The sequence below is a fragment of the Polynucleobacter rarus genome (assembly GCF_003072505.1).
GTDB lineage: Bacteria > Pseudomonadota > Gammaproteobacteria > Burkholderiales > Burkholderiaceae > Polynucleobacter > Polynucleobacter rarus.
Window position 1 is genome coordinate 2127560 of the sequence record NZ_NTGB01000001.1, and the last position, 13789, is coordinate 2141348.

A 13789-nucleotide genomic window follows, 5' to 3' on the forward strand; every position below is an offset into this window, starting at 1 on the left:
AACCATAATGAAATTAAAATTAATCGCTATTTCTTCGATTGTTACTGCAACAGTATTGACTGCAACCATCGTAAACGCTCAATTTGCTAAACCTGAAGCCGCTATTAAATATCGCAAAGCTGCATTAACAGTAATGGGTACGCACTTTGCAAGAATTGGTGCAGTTGCTAAGGGTGAAGTTCCATATAACAAAGAAGAAGTTGCTAAAAATGCTGCCATCGTTTCTTCTATGTCACATTTGCCATGGCAAGGTTTTGGTCCTGGTACGGAAGGTGGAGATGCCCTACCGTCAGTTTGGTCCGACTCAGCAAAATTTACTAATCTTTCTGAGAAGTTAACTGCGGCTACTGCAGCGCTTAATACTGCGGCACAAAGCGGCGACTTAGATGCGATTAAAAAAGCAGTTGGTGCTACAGGTCAAGCCTGTAAAGCATGTCATGATGATTTCAAGAAAAAAGGTTAATTGAAATCAGCTTGTGACTTCGAATGGGGTGAGTCAGAAATTACTTTTTAATGACTAAAATGTAAAAGCTCACTCCAATCACTAGCAGTATTAAAAGTGCCAACCCACGAACTCCCCAATGATCTTTTGAGGGAATTAAATCGGTTGGCGTAGTTGTTTCTTCAGAAACATCCTTATCACCAGTCAGCATCGGTTGAATTAAGTTTTCCTTCTTTACTTTTTGATAGTAAAAAATGGCTGCAAAATGAAGGCCTACAAGAGCGTAGATCAAATTCGAATTGACTTCATGTACCCCAGTTAAGAAGCTTGCAACTGTTGAAGAAACCAAATGCGATAAGGGACCTTGAAAAATAATTTCGTCATCCGTAAATAAACCCGTCGTTGCTTGTAAAAGGATAATGAATAATATGGCAATGACTGAAAGTGCCCCTAATGGGTTATGGCCCAATTGATCATAAACAGGGTGCTTGATAAAGGCTTTGACTTGCGCAATGCTCGGTACAAAACTTGAGAAACGCGCATGTTGTGGCCCAACAAAACCCCAGATTATCCGAAAAGTGACTAAAACAAAGGCTGCATAACCGAACTTGGCATGCAACTCCGTTTCATCGAGATTGATGGTAATCAACGCACCAATAATCACGATGGCAAATAACCAGTGAAACACTCTTGTAGGTAAATCCCAAACCCGAATTTTTTTCAACATATTAGCTTTGCTTTGTTTATAGTGAACAAGCTTAATTATAAGTACCAGCAAGGAAATCTGTCTTCAATTCGAACATTTTCAGCGAATTAATCAATTATTTTTGCAAAGTATCATCATTATTCTCTCAGCATCCTTTAAATAGCCTCCATGAAACTCCATTGAAACGTCACTTGCAAACTTTTTATGTAAAAATACTTAACATTGAGTTTAATATCATGTATTCAAAATCCAATATCCGAACGCGAATGTGGTGTTACTTTGAGCTTTTTATCCCCTGAATTTGCCTACCTAGCCCTGATTTTTTTCCCAATCTATTGGCTACTATCAGCTCGTCCAACTGTTCAAAAAGTCTTTTTACTAATTGCTAGTTACAGTCTTTACGCAACATGGTCCTATAAAACAGCTCTTTTTTTAGGCGCCTATAGTTCCGTTGTTTGGCTTCTAGGTATTTGGGTTCGAACAGGCCTCAATCCTGCCAAAAAAATGAAGCTCTCAATTAGCTTTATTTTTGCTCTATCGCTACTTTTTGTGACCAAGTATTACGAATTTTTTAGGGAGTTACTAACCCAACTCCTAACCCAAGTCGGATTACCGTTCTTTTTGCCTGCGGTTGATGTCATCGTCCCCGTTGGAATTTCTTTTTTCACCTTCCAAGCTATTACTTATTTGCTCTGGGAATACCAAGCAAAAGTGAAGGTTTCTTTTTTAGATCTCCTCTTGTATCTATCTTTCTGGCCGACACTTTTTGCCGGTCCAATTATTCGCGCCAAAGACTTTCATGAACAGCTATACAGCCAAAACTTTGGCAAACCCATGGCATCATCAAAAGCAATTTATTTTATTTTCTTGGGACTTTTTCAAAAAATGGTTCTGGCGACTTGGTTGGCGAATCACTATGTCGACGCAGTTTTTAAGTATCCTGAGGAGTTTTTAGCGGTCGATACCTTACACGGCATTTTGGCGTACACCTTACAAATATTTTTTGACTTCTCAGGTTACACCTTGATTGTTACTGGATTTGGATTATTACTTGGCTTTACATTACCTCTCAACTTTGCTCAACCCTACTTATCTCATAATTTAAAAGAATTTTGGCAACGTTGGCATATTTCCCTTTCCAGTTTTATTAGAGATTTTGTTTATATCCCTATGGGGGGTAATCGACGTGGATTTGCTTGGTCACAAGTGAATATTTTTATAGCCATGCTTATCAGTGGCATTTGGCATGGGGCAGGATTGGGATTTTTACTTTGGGGTGTGATTCACGGGGTAGGCTTAGTGGGCTCAAATCTCTTACGTCGCTATGTTCCTTTGCGCTTACCCGCTTTTTGTGGGCAAATACTCACTTTCTTATTTGTTGCCTTTGCTTGGGTATTCTTTAAAGTATCCTCGATGGAAAGTGCTCTTCGTTTACTAGAAAGATTGTCAGCACCCTTGGGTGAATTCAACTTATCATGGGTTTACTTATGGACATTCACCCTGTTATTTTTTCTACTCAGTAAATATGCGAATTGGTTTGAGAGCCAAATGATCAATTGGATTAGTCGACTTAACTTGTGGCTATTAATTCCAATCTTGTGTTTAATTGGATACATCATCATCGAGCTTTCTCCCCCAGGAATTCCCTCTTTTATTTATTATCAGTTCTGATGCCTAGACACTTTTCGCCTCTTCGCTTATTTGTCTTATTTGCACTTGTCATTCTGACAAACACTGTTTTATGGTTAGACTCACTGGATAATTACTTCAATAATCAAAAGCATATTCTCATAAGTAGTATCGTGCCTAATTGGTTATTCACTCCCTCTCAACGATTACATTTAAAAACACAATCTGCTGACTTATTCGGCAAAATGAGCCTTATACCCAACAAAAGTAAATCGGCGGAACCAACTGTCGAGTATGTTTTAAAAATAGACAATACTCCATTCAATTCATCACCCAAAGTGCTATTTGCTGGTGATTCTTTGATGCAAGGAGTGGCTCCTATTGCCATCGCTGATTTAAAAAAAGCTTATCCAAACGGTAAATTTATTGATCTGTCTCAACAAAGTACCGGCTTAACGGTTCGTAGATATTTTGACTGGCCTAAGAAAATTGAAGAGGAGAGTCTGAAACAAGGATTTAACGTTGTCGTCATTTTCCTTGGTGCAAATGATCCTTGGGATATCTATGAAAATAAAAAACACATCGTGTTTCCCTCCAGCGAGTGGCAAGAACTTTATCGACAACGAGTGAATGAAGTTCTATTATTTGCCAAAGAGCACCAAATTCATGTTATCTGGGTTGGTTTACCCAATATGGAAGTTGATCGTATTAAGACTGGCGCCCTCTTGCAAAACAGTGTCTTTCAATCGGAAACGCAAAAATATGGCTTTGACTTCATATCGACCGAAGAAATTCTGGGAGCGATCGATGCTCCTTTTACAAAATATCTACAAGATCCTGTGAAAGGTTCTATCCTAGTTAGAGCAAATGACGGCATACACTTTACACCCTATGGCTATCGTTTAGTTAGTACTCAAGTAATTAAAACTTTAAAGGAAAAGTTCTAATGGGTTTGCGTCTAGTCCTCTTCTTTATTTTTAAGTTCTTTTTAATACTTCATCCGAGCGCTGTCTTGGCGCAACTCAGTTTAAATTTTAACAATACAGAGCTTGCGCCAGAACCCTTCATTTGCCCTGGTCAAAAATCAATTAAAGCCAAACCCTCTTCACCAAGTAATGAAGAAGAGTTGGGGCTGCCCAGCTTAGATTTACTCAGTACAGCTCTGGCCACTTACCCGCATCAAACGATAGAAAATACCACTCAAAGTACCCCCTTACGGTTCGCTAAAGATCTCAAACAACCCATCAAAGTTGGTCTTTGGGGAGACAGTCATTTGGCGGCAAATTTCTTTTCTGAAGAATTAATCAAATCAATTGGTATAACCAAAGAGGATACTTTGCCTTCTTTTTTTGCGGCGAATATTGGACGGGCCGGTGTGCGACTCCCCCTGCGTAAATCTTGCTTAGGAGGTGGTTGGAAATATAGCTATGCTTACAATGCTACCCCTCAAAACTCTTCCAACGCGGTGATGTCAAATGGTTTTCCGATCGGGATGATCCGTATGCAGGCAAAAAATCAGGACAGTTACCTTTGGCTCGACTTTCGAACGCAGGCACTGAGTATGCCTGCAATGCAATCCCTCGAAATCTTGCTCGACCCCGTTGGAACAGATGAGCAGACAATTTTAGGTATTACCCTAGATGAGGGTATCGCAGAGAATAGAGTTGAGGTAGGCCGTCTATCCAAGCTTAGTATCAATGCCGACTTTCCTTTTTCAACGATGAAGATCAGGTTGATTCGAGGGTCTCTGAGTCTAGATGGTTTCATTCCACACTATACAAAAACCCCGAAAATAAACATTGATAACTTAGCTATTCCCGGCTCGACGGCGAAGTCTTGGACAAATTTATCAACAGCAAATGGCGAAATCCCACCCTATGATTTGGTCATTCTGGCTTACGGCACTAATGAAGGAAACAATCCCAAATTTGACAGTACAACTTATCAAGCAGATCTTCAACTAGGACTAACTAATTTTCGGCGAATCTATCCAAACACTGCTTGCGTTCTACTTGGTCCTACTGATCGAGGTATTTTAGTGCCAAGTAATAAGCACTTAAAAAAAGGGGTAAAGCCCAAGCCGATTCCTGATTTGTTGAAGTACTCGAAAGTCCATGCAACTATTTCGAGCATTCAAGAACGTGAAGCTAGCATTGCAGGTTGTGCTTTTTGGGATTGGCAAAAGGCGATGGGTGGGATGGGATCTGCTTACACTTGGGCCTTCGAAAAGCCTCCTTTGATGAGCAAGGATTTGATTCATTTGACCATCCCCGGTTATCAAAGAAGTGCGCGCCAATTTAGTAGTGACTTTCTTCTAAAAAGTCTCATTAATCCTTAGACTTTAACCTTTTCGCGCACTTCAGGTACGAAGATTTCATCAATGGCCATTTTTCGCGACGTAATACCATGCTCATAGGCGTATTGAGTAAAGGCCTCTAAAGTACTAGCATTTTCATTAAAGCCATAAGGCCAAAAATCTTTACCTAAAATCGCTTGAGAAGCGTGTGCATAATCTGCTGCCCAAGGGATTGGATAATAGGAAGCAGTAATGTCAGCAGCTCGCTCTAAACTACGATCTTTGGCTAATTCAAAAGCATTCATTAAACTCCTAGCAATCCAAGGATTCGCTTCATACACCGTCCGTTTAATGGCTATCACATGCATGATTGGAAAAATCTGGGTACGTTGCCAGTATTCCTGCTCCACCTCGCGGTAATTCGTAAACAAGCGCTTCACCACCTCTGGATGATGGATAAAAGCATCCGGTGCGCGAGCAGACAAGGCGGCATCGATTTCCCCGCTGAGTAACATTTGTGAAATACTTTTATCCGGACAGGCGGTGTAACGAATGCCTGCTGGCAGGTTGAGTTTCACTTTTTCGCGACGACCAGCATCATTGACCCCTGCTTGAAACCATTCAATCGAGGTTAGGTCAACCCCATATTCATGCGCTAACATCCCTCTTGAGTAAATCGAAGCGGTCTGAGCCCATTCTGGAATCCCGATTTTTTTACCGGCTAAATCTTTTGGCGTTTTAATGTCACCATCTTGTCTGACATAGATGGATGAATGTCTAAATGCTCTAGAGGGAAAGACCGGAATTAATACAAGCCAAGGATTAGGTTGTGAAACCATGGCCAATGCTTTTGCAAAGGAGACTTCAGACACATCAAACTCTTGAAACTTAATAAACCGAAAAAACATTTCCTCAGTAGGAACATTGATTGGGCGAACTTCGATACCGTCAGGAACCACTCTACCTGTTGTTAAATCACGCATGTGATCATAATCTCCGACTGCTATCGATAAAGGTAAATTGGCCAAGAGCTGCTCCTAGTGATGTTTGAAATAGTTATTTAATTGAGTTTTAAATTTAATTTTTTGATGATCGTACTGTACTTGAGCTGATCTTTTTTGATTAAATTAGTAAACTCTTCCTGAGTAGTAATGAGTGGCTCAATCCCGCCGGCTTTAGCGAGAGTCTCAATCATTTCTGGATCAGTTAGTGCCTTATTGACTTCTTGTCGTAACTTCGCAACCACTGCATCAGGAGTATCTTTTGGGGCAAACAAACCAATCCAAATTGTGTTGTCAAAGCCTGGATAGGATTCAGCAATGGTAGGCACTTCCGGTAAATCCTTAGACCGTTTTAAACCAGAAACGGCAATGGCTTTGAGTTTGCCTGAGCGAATCAAATTCGCATTAGATGTACCCGAAAACATGGCAATACTTTCTCCGCCAATCGTAGCAGTAGTGGCTTCTACGCCACCTTTATAAGGTACGTGTAACAAATCAATATCAGCCCGGGCTTTAAGCATTTCCATCGTTAAATGGTGTTGACTACCATTACCGCCAGAAGCATAGGCCGCGATAGGATTTGCTTTTTTGGCATAGTCCACAAACTCAGCTAAATTCTTCACTGGTAATTTACTATTAACGGCTAAAACAAATTGATTACTCGCAAGGGTTGCAACTTGGCGAAATTCATTATTCGCATTCACTGATTTGGAATATAGGTAGGGATTAATCACAAATAAACTATCCATCCCAATCAGCAATGTATATCCGTCAGCCGGCGAGTGGGAAACGACATCGGCAGCAATATTGCCGTTGGAACCTACTTTGTTTTCGACAAAGACAGATAAGCCCAATTGATTACTCAATCGATTGGCTAGGGCTCGAGCAACTAAATCAGGAGCGCCGCCTGGCGGAATCGGCGAAACTAAACGAATCGACTTATTCGGATAATTACTTGAGTTTGTATTCGAACTAGTTTGGCTAAAAACTAAACTCGAAAAAAGAATCAACCCACCGCCTATTAACAATTTAGAGGCGTGCTTTAAACCCTGCATGCGAATTTTTTGAATCATGACTGAAAGAAATTGGAAGTTTAAAATTTACTCAGGTTTAATATTCGCAGACTTGACTAACTTACCAAACTTAACTAAATCCTTTTTAATCAAATTGCCAAGTTCATAAGGATTGCCATCATAAGCTTCTACACCTGCATTCGATAAATTCTCTCGAACAGCAGGATCAGCCAATATCTTGGTCACTTCAGTTTGCCATTTTTTTACTATTTCTGGTGGCAAGTTTGCTGGTCCCATCAGTGCATACCAAATAGAGTCATCAATCGACTTGAAGCCTTGTTCTGAGAAAGTTAATGACTGTGGCATTAAGTTATAGCGCTTAGCAGTTGAGATACCAATCGATTGTAGACGTCCGGTCTTCACATATTGCGAAACCAAGTTAGCACTTACTACTGCCAACTGAACTTGACCACCGACCACATCAGTTACAGCAGGTGCGCAACCTTTATAAACAATATGATTAGCTTTAACGCCAGTTTCAAACTTCACCATTTCCATCAAAATATGCTGTGGCGAACCGATACCACAGGAACCATAATTAAGAACATCAGGATTTGCTTTAGAAAAGGCAACTAAATCTTTTAGGTTTTTAATTTTAGAAGCCTCACTTGCCACAATGGACATTGGTGTGAGACCAAGCACCATAATAGGTGTTAAATCCTTTTCTGGATCGTAACTTAACTTACCAGAAACTGCGGCACTGCCCACCATAGTGGAGTTTTGCATGACTAAGGTATAACCATCACTTGGCGAATGAACCACCATTTCCGTACCAATATTACCCGATGCGCCAGGCCGATTTTCAATCGCAATCCCTTGCCCCCAAAGCACCTGTAGTTTAGCGCCAATAGCTCTAGCCAAAATATCCGAACCACCACCTGTCGCATAAGGCACAATCATTTTAATAGGTCGATTTGGATAGTTGCTTTGAGCCTGCGCAATGCTACCAACGAAGCAAACTGCGCCAATCAACAAAGTTAAACCATTTTTAACATAATTGGTAAGCATTTGTATTAACCCTTTAATGAAGTTTATTCAATTTGATCAGCTACTTGACCAACCCAAAGATCCCAGGCACGTTTAATTTGACCTTCATTTGTCACCATCGCATTATGAGCTTCTTTTTCATGCAAATAAGTGATTGGCGCGTTCATTCCCATCGCGGTTAATTGTAGTTTTGCGTTTGACTCTGCGTAGTACGAGCGAAACACTGCAACCTCAACACTAGGAGCCACAATCGTTGCTCCATGACCTCTCATCAATACACAATTAAAACCACCAAGAGACTTGGCTAAAGCTTCACCAAGATACTTATCTCGGATAAGCAAATCATTATCTTCACCGACTGCATCACGGATCTCAAATAGGGCTGTACCACCTCCCAAAAATCCACTCATATGATAGATAGGCTTTAGTTGAGTGCCCGTTACACCAAATGGAATCACACTCGCTGAATGGCTGTGCACGATAGACATCACATCTGGACGACTACGATAAATTTCGCTATGGATAAAACGCTCTAAGTAGGAGCGTTTATCAGTCGGATTGACAATATCCCCATTTAAATCCAAACAGAGAATATCATCTTTTGTGACGCGGCCGGGTGCACGATTGGCCGAGAGTAAGAAATGTTCTGGGGAGTTATCTAAACGACAGCTAATGTGTCCAAAACCGTCTAAAACTCCGAGATGATACAAAATACGATTACCTAAAACGACTTTTTCGACGAGATCGGGATTAACTGGAATTGCCATTTGATTTTCCTCTTAATTTATTGCCACTTCTTGGAAATCATCACAAAAGACCTGTCTCCAAACAATGGGCATTCGAATTTATACTAGATTTAAAATAGTTATTTATCATATCATTTTAATGATTTGATTCTAGTCATTATTATTTCTATATTTACTATACAAATCATCGAGACAGCGTATGCAAAAGAATCATCCAGCCGTATTAATTGTCGGTGCGGGTCCAGTTGGACTGGCTAGTGCCATTGAGTTAGGTCGACGTGGAATTGAATGTTTAGTCATTGAGCGCAATGAGCGGGTTGGTTATGCGCCACGTGCCAAAACCACGAATGCCAGAACGAGAGAGCATTTTCGTCGTTGGGGCATTGCTGATCAATTACGCAAAGCCTCCCCTTTAGGTCTTAACTATCCATCGAACGTCGTTTTCTGTACCCGTTTATCTGGTTATGAGTTGATGCGGTTTGAGAACTCATTTTATTGTGCCCCTGGACGTAACCCTTTGTACTCAGAACATTCGCAGTGGATTCCGCAATATACCGTTGAGGAAGTCATGCGGGCTTATGCCTTAACTTTGCCTAGCGTGAAGATTCTATTTAATACAGAGTTACTAGAAGTACAAAATACCCCACAACATGTCCTTGCTTCGTATAAAAATCGCCAATCTGGAGATATTACGCAAATTCAATGCGCTTATTTAATTGGTGCCGATGGTTCTCGCTCGAAAGTCAGAGAAGTGATTGATGCCAAAATGGAAGGCCAACAAGGTTTATCCAAAAATTACAATATTGTGTTTAGTGCCCCTGGTTTGGATAAGGCGCATGAGCTTGGACCAGCTATTATGTATTGGCAAGTGAACCCAGAGGCTCCCGGCTTAATTGGGCCGATGGATCGTGATCGTTGGTTCTTTATGCCAACTGGGGTCGATAAAGATGCAAAATTTGATTTGAACGGCGCTACAGAGCTGATTAAAAAATCGACTGGTATTGACCTACCTTACGAAGTGCTCTCCTCGGACGAATGGATTGCTAGCAGACTCATTGCCACTCACTATAGCAAAGGAAGAATATTTTTAGCGGGTGATGCTTGTCACTTACATCCACCTTTTGGTGGTTACGGCATGAATATGGGGATTGCTGACGGTGTTGACCTTGGTTGGAAAATTGCTGCCAATCTGCAGGGTTGGGGTGGAACAGAACTGCTTAATAGTTACGAATTAGAGCGCCGACCAGTGCATGACTTAGTGATGAACGAAGCAGTTGTCAACCACGCCGTTCTTGGTAATCAGTTGTGGCGCGAAGGACTTGAAGATAATGACGCAAACGGTGAAACCCTAAGACAACAAATTGGTCAACAAATTGAGCGTTCTAAAATGCGCGAATTTACGACCTTAGGTGTAATTCTTGGATATCGTTACGAACATTCACCGGTAATGTTGTATGACGGTCAACCCTACCCTGAGAATGATTTCATCAATTATGTTCCGTCCTCGCGCGCTGGTTGTCTAGCCCCTCATGCTTGGCTACACGACGGATCTTCTCTATACGATCATTTTGGCATGGGCTTTACATTGTTGTTCTCCGATCAAAATTCTCATCCGGCAGCTGAGTCCTTAATTATTGCGGCCCAGGAACTGAGAATTCCATTAAAAGTTATTCATCCGACCGAATCAGCCATTGGACAGCTGTATCCAAAACGCTTTACTTTGATTCGCCCCGATCAGCATGTCGCTTGGACTGGTGATGAGATAGCAAATGATGCTAAAGTATTCCTATATAAAATCAGTGGTCAACATTAAAGATTAGTACATCATCTCTCTTTTGGAGGAGGCAAACATGAATTTTTTTATAAAAACAGCTTTATTTTTTAGCTTCATTGCTAGCACTCTTACTGCTCAGGCGCAAAACTATCCCGATAAACCGATTCGGATTGTGACTTCATTCTCTGCTGGCAGCGGCCCTGATGCCCTCATGCGTAATGTGGGGGATAAAATGGGAAAACAAGTTGGTCAAGCCATCATTATGGATAATCGTCCTGGTGCCAATGGCTGGCTTGCGGTTGATGCAGTGAAAAAATCAGCTGCCGATGGTTATACCTTTTTACAAGTCGACAACACCCATGTTTCCTTACAACAGCATTTATTTAAAAAAATGCCCTTTGATTTTAATAAGGACTTTGAACCAGCAGCCCCTCTGTATTGGACCAATTTCTTTATCGTTGTTCCTGCGAACTCTAAGTGGAATACCGTCGGCGATCTCGTCGCTGCTGCTAAAGAAAAAAGTGGTGCTTTGACATTTGCTTCTTGGGGTGTGGGTAGTGCTGGTCACGTTGGTGCCGCAATGTTTGAAGCGGAAATTGGCGCCCAAATGAACCATGTTCCCTACAAGGATTTACCTTCTGTCTATAACGCCGTTGCGAACGGTGAAGTCGACTGGGCCTTTGGTACTGCTGCCTCAGCTGGCCCTCTTTTCCGTGCCAAAAAAGTGAAATTTTTGGGTATCGCTGCTCCTAAGCGCTTAACTGGCTATCTCGATATCCCTACCGTATCTGAAGCGGGTGGACCGAAGAATTTCGAACTCAAAACATGGGTGGCAATCTACGCTTTAAGGGGAACTCCTAAAGCGGCCATCGATAAATTTCATCAAGAAACGTTGATTGCTCTCAAAGATCCAGATGTGCAAAAGAATATGGCAACTTTTGGCTTTGAACCTTGGTTAACAACTCCTTCTGAAGTGACAAAAGATGCTGAACTCCAATCAAAGAAATTTGAAGTCATCGTTAAACAAGCAAAAATGTCGATTGACTAATCGTATCTGGGAAAGCTTCTTATGAAAAATTACCCTCTTTGGAGATTAAGATCTTCCTCGATTGTTTGCGGAATTGTGGCTACCGTTATTGCGACATTTTCTTTTACAGGTCATGCTCAAACAGATGTGCAAAACTATCCGAGTAGACCCGTTACCTTAGTGGTGCCTTTTACCTCAGGCAGTGGTAGCGATACGATTGCTCGTATTATTAGCCCTAAATTATCGGAGCGCTGGAAACAAGCTGTGATTGTGGAGAATCGACCTGGTGCGAGTGGTAACTTAGGAACAGATAAGGTGGCAAAAGCGCCCCCAGACGGACTGACCTTATTAATGGCGATTGATACGATTACGATGACGCCGTCCATTTATAAATCCTTACCCTATGATCCGATCCGTGATTTAGCACCGATTGCTAGATTAGCAACCTCCAGTTATGGCTTAGCGATTAATAATGACGTGCCAGCTAAAGACTTAAATAGTTTATTTGCCTTGATTAAAAGTAAGCCAGGCAAAATGAATTATGGGACACCAGGTAGCGGGACACCACACCATTTGTCGATGGAGTTACTCAAAAATCTGAAGGGCTTAGATTTGGTCCACGTTCCTTATAAAGGTCTGTCTGGAGCTCAAACGGATCTGATTGGTGGTCAAGTACAAGTCATGATTGCGACCTTTAACTCGCTATTACCTTTTGCAAAGGCAGGCAAGATAAAAATGTTAGCCGTTACTGGTTCTAAGCGCTCAGAGTTATTGCCTGAAATCCCAACTTTTGTAGAACAAGGTATCCCTGAATTTGAAAATCTATTCCCTTGGTATGGGCTCTTAGCTCCTGCTGGAACCCCTAAAGAAATTCAAAATAAATTATATAAAGACTTTACAGAAGTCATGGAACTAGATGACGTGAAAAAACAATTAAAAGAACAAGGTATTTTCGTCAATCTAATGAATGCTGATCAGCTGAGTACCTTGATGAAATCCGATATGCAACGCTGGAAGAATGTTGTAACGCAAGCGCATATTACCCAAGACTAAAAAAGATAATTTATGGACATGAATCAACCTTGTATTGATATTTACAACCACGTCATGCCTCTGAAATATTTAGAGGAAATGAAAGTTCATAGTAGTGACCCTGGTCTTGCTAAGCGCATGAGCAGCTTAAAACTACTCTGGGATATTCCTGCTCGTGTAGAAATGTTAAAAAAATGGCCTCAGGTCAAACAGATTCTTTCACTTGCCGTTCCCTCACCAGACATGTTAGGTGGCCCAGATTTATCTCCTAAGCTCGCTAGAATTGCCAACGAGGGAATGTATGAGATGTGTCAAACTTGGCCTGATCAGTTCCCTAGTTTTGTGGCCAGTCTACCTATGAATAACCCAGCGGCTGCAATCGAAGAAATGGACTTTGCAATTAATCAGATGGGGGCTGTTGGAGTGCAAATTTTAACCAGCGTCAATGGTCGGGCAATTGATAATCCTGAGTTCTTGCCAATTTTTGAGCGCATGACAAATCATTATCAGTTACCTATTTGGATGCATCCTATTCGGCTGGCAAACAAGCCTGATTATGTTGATGAAGAAAAATCGAAATATGAGTTCTGGCAGGTATTAGGTTGGCCTGTTGAAACGAGTCTAGCTATGACACGTATGGTTTTTTCGGGCTTGTTCGATAAGGTTCCAAACCTAAAATTAATCACCCATCACTGCGGTGGCATGCTACCTTATTTCGGTGGTCGAGCTGAAACACTTTGGGCACAGTTAGGCGCAAGAAGTGCAGATGGTGCAGAAAAAGATGTTTTAAAAAATTTAAAAAAAGCCCCAATTGATTACTTCAAGATGTTTTATGGCGACACCGTTCTTGGCGGTTCTGCGTCGGCGCTGCGATGTGGCTTGGACTTTTTTGGTAGCGAACATGTGGTGTTTGCTAGCGACTGTCCTTTTGATCCTGAAGGTGGCGAGATGTACATTCGTGAAGGTATTAAATCCGTATTTTCAGTAGGACTTTCTCCTGAAGATATTCACAAAGTATGCTGTGGTAACGCAGCAGGACTCATGAAACAAGACTACTTCAAATAATCCTCACTAAT

General features: G+C 41.4%; 13 protein-coding genes. 8 read left to right on the forward strand and 5 right to left on the reverse strand.

What is annotated here, in order from left to right; all coding sequences use genetic code 11:
* Positions 1-7 precede the first annotated feature (7 nt).
* Positions 8-463, forward strand: coding sequence for a c-type cytochrome (locus AOC35_RS10120; protein WP_108646971.1), 456 nt, complete (start codon positions 8-10; stop codon positions 461-463).
* A gap of 40 nt (positions 464-503) precedes the next feature.
* Here AOC35_RS10120 and AOC35_RS10125 read toward each other — a convergent pair whose 3' ends face one another.
* Complete coding sequence (locus AOC35_RS10125; protein WP_108646972.1) at positions 504-1169, reverse strand: cytochrome b/b6 domain-containing protein; 666 nt, start codon at positions 1167-1169, stop codon at positions 504-506.
* Positions 1170-1427: 258 nt separating this feature from the next.
* Between AOC35_RS10125 and AOC35_RS10130 the strand changes: the two genes are divergently transcribed.
* From AOC35_RS10130 to AOC35_RS10140, 3 genes are read left to right on the forward strand one after another with little or no spacing between them, the layout of a single operon-like run.
* Positions 1428-2819 (forward strand): MBOAT family O-acyltransferase, encoded by a 1392-nt coding sequence (locus AOC35_RS10130; RefSeq protein WP_108646973.1) that lies wholly within the window; start codon positions 1428-1430, stop codon positions 2817-2819.
* Entirely contained in the window at positions 2819-3724 is a 906-nt protein-coding gene (locus tag AOC35_RS10135; RefSeq protein ID WP_108646974.1) for an SGNH/GDSL hydrolase family protein, read from the forward strand. Before AOC35_RS10130 ends, AOC35_RS10135 begins: the two co-directional genes overlap by 1 nt.
* The gene (locus tag AOC35_RS10140; RefSeq protein ID WP_108646975.1) at positions 3724-5115 is read left to right on the forward strand and encodes an SGNH/GDSL hydrolase family protein; all 1392 of its coding nucleotides are present in this window, start codon (positions 3724-3726) and stop codon (positions 5113-5115) included. Before AOC35_RS10135 ends, AOC35_RS10140 begins: the two co-directional genes overlap by 1 nt.
* Here AOC35_RS10140 and AOC35_RS10145 read toward each other — a convergent pair.
* From AOC35_RS10145 to AOC35_RS10160, 4 genes are read right to left on the reverse strand one after another with little or no spacing between them, the layout of a single operon-like run.
* Positions 5112-6101, reverse strand: coding sequence for a PhnD/SsuA/transferrin family substrate-binding protein (locus AOC35_RS10145; protein ID WP_108646976.1), 990 nt, complete (start codon positions 6099-6101; stop codon positions 5112-5114). The genes AOC35_RS10140 and AOC35_RS10145 overlap by 4 nt on opposite strands.
* A 32-nt stretch (positions 6102-6133) precedes the next feature.
* Positions 6134-7147: a Bug family tripartite tricarboxylate transporter substrate binding protein gene (locus tag AOC35_RS10150; protein ID WP_108646977.1), complete on the reverse strand. Its 1014-nt coding sequence runs from the start codon at positions 7145-7147 to the stop codon at positions 6134-6136.
* 27 nt (positions 7148-7174) lie between these two features.
* Positions 7175-8155 carry a Bug family tripartite tricarboxylate transporter substrate binding protein gene (locus AOC35_RS10155; RefSeq protein WP_108646978.1) on the reverse strand — a complete coding sequence of 327 codons (981 nt, stop codon included), beginning with the start codon at positions 8153-8155 and terminating at the stop codon, positions 7175-7177.
* A 23-nt stretch (positions 8156-8178) separates the two neighbouring features.
* Positions 8179-8901 (reverse strand): class II aldolase/adducin family protein, encoded by a 723-nt coding sequence (locus AOC35_RS10160; RefSeq protein WP_108646979.1) that lies wholly within the window; start codon positions 8899-8901, stop codon positions 8179-8181.
* A 178-nt stretch (positions 8902-9079) separates the two neighbouring features.
* Here AOC35_RS10160 and AOC35_RS10165 point away from each other — a divergent pair, with 178 nt between their 5' ends.
* The 4 genes from AOC35_RS10165 to AOC35_RS10180 are packed head-to-tail and all read left to right on the forward strand — an operon-like array spanning position 9080 to position 13778.
* On the forward strand, positions 9080-10693 hold the full coding sequence (locus AOC35_RS10165; protein WP_108646980.1) for an FAD-dependent monooxygenase: 1614 nt from the start codon (positions 9080-9082) through the stop codon (positions 10691-10693).
* A 37-nt stretch (positions 10694-10730) separates the two neighbouring features.
* Positions 10731-11702, forward strand: a complete 972-nt coding sequence (locus AOC35_RS10170; protein ID WP_108646981.1) for a Bug family tripartite tricarboxylate transporter substrate binding protein — start codon at positions 10731-10733, stop codon at positions 11700-11702.
* Between the two features lie 21 nt (positions 11703-11723).
* Positions 11724-12734, forward strand: coding sequence for a Bug family tripartite tricarboxylate transporter substrate binding protein (locus AOC35_RS10175; RefSeq protein WP_108646982.1), 1011 nt, complete (start codon positions 11724-11726; stop codon positions 12732-12734).
* A gap of 12 nt (positions 12735-12746) precedes the next feature.
* The gene (locus AOC35_RS10180; RefSeq protein WP_108646983.1) at positions 12747-13778 is read left to right on the forward strand and encodes an amidohydrolase family protein; all 1032 of its coding nucleotides are present in this window, start codon (positions 12747-12749) and stop codon (positions 13776-13778) included.
* Positions 13779-13789: the final 11 nt, after the last annotated feature.